Origin of the sequence: Pseudoalteromonas luteoviolacea (assembly GCF_018100925.1) — a bacterium.
In the GTDB taxonomy this organism is placed as follows: domain Bacteria; phylum Pseudomonadota; class Gammaproteobacteria; order Enterobacterales; family Alteromonadaceae; genus Pseudoalteromonas; species Pseudoalteromonas obscura.
Genome location: NZ_JAGJEH010000054.1, coordinates 1 through 826 on the forward strand (window position 1 = coordinate 1; position 826 = coordinate 826).

The following is an 826-nucleotide window of genomic DNA, read 5'->3' on the forward strand; positions in this document are numbered from 1 at the left end:
TTTGGCATTAGTCGTTGTTGCGGAATTTACTGTTTGACCATACTTATCGGTACCTGTGATTGTAACCGTGATGTCTTTTAGTAGCGCATCATTTGAATCGACTACTCCGTCCTGATTGACATCGAAGAACACGGTACCTGAAACAGATTTATCACCGGCTTTTGGCTTTTCTGTAAAGCGGATCGCAGGCGTTGGATCTGTGCCCACCACGACTTTTACGACATTGCTCACTACACCTGAATTTGTACCGATATAACGATTACCCGTTTGGTAAATCGAACTTGGTGTTTGCGCAATGGTGTAACCATCTGCATTTGATTCTATCAAGCCAGTAAACCTGAACACACCTTTGGCATTAGTCGTTGTTGTGGTATTTACTGTTTGACCATACTTATCCGTGCCTGTGATTGTGACTGTGATGTCTTTTAATAGCGCATCATTTGAATCGACTACACCGTCCTGATCGACATCGAAGAACACGGTACCTGAAACAGATTTATCACCGGCTTTTGGCTTTTCTGTAAAGCGGATCGCTGGGGTTGGATCTGTGCCCACAACCACTTTTGCAATATTGCTGATGGCGCCGGCTTCAGTGCCAATATAACGATTACCCGTTTGGTAAATCCCGCCTGGTGTTTGCGTGATGGTATAACCATCAGTATTTGATTCGATCAGGCCAGCAAAGCTGAACTCACCTGTGGCGTTAGTCGTTGTTGTGGTATTTACTGCCTGACCAAACTTATCGGTACCTGTAATTGTGACTGTGATGTCTTTTAGTAACGCGTCATTGGCGTCAACAACGCCATCTTGGTTTACATCGAAAAAT

General features: G+C 44.3%; 1 protein-coding gene. It reads right to left on the reverse strand.

Going from position 1 to position 826, the window contains the following annotated elements; all coding sequences use genetic code 11:
* The coding region (locus J8M00_RS28035) for an SdrD B-like domain-containing protein (RefSeq protein WP_211013647.1) at window positions 1–826 on the reverse strand (826 nt) is incomplete at both ends.